At 66.4% G+C, this 247-nt stretch carries 1 pseudogene; it reads right to left on the bottom strand.

From position 1 onward, the window contains the following. Positions 1 to 219: pseudogene (locus tag ID132_RS10205) on the bottom strand (ISL3 family transposase); the annotation flags it as partial. Positions 220 to 247 lie beyond the last annotated feature (28 nt).

Below are 247 nucleotides of genomic sequence, written 5' to 3'. Positions count from 1 at the left end.
GGGCCGGTGCCCGAACGGCTCGTGCGCAAGTCGGCGGGCGACCGTGTCTCGCACGACGCCTTCGGCGCCGCACTTGCGACACCACGGGTCCGACTCGATGACGCGACACTTGATCACCGCCCGATCCGGTTCGAGACGTTGCCCGACGGCCTCAAGACCGAGCTCGTCGAGTCGGCAGAACGTCGTGAGACAGGGCGCGGCGAAGGTAGCGTTGAACACGTCGAGGTCTTTCAGATGGGCAGTGTAG

It is taken from the genome of Gulosibacter sediminis, assembly GCF_014904065.1.
Classification (GTDB): domain Bacteria; phylum Actinomycetota; class Actinomycetes; order Actinomycetales; family Microbacteriaceae; genus Gulosibacter; species Gulosibacter sediminis.
Note: the sequence above shows the minus strand (reverse complement) of the source record. Positions and strands in the feature narration are given on the sequence as shown.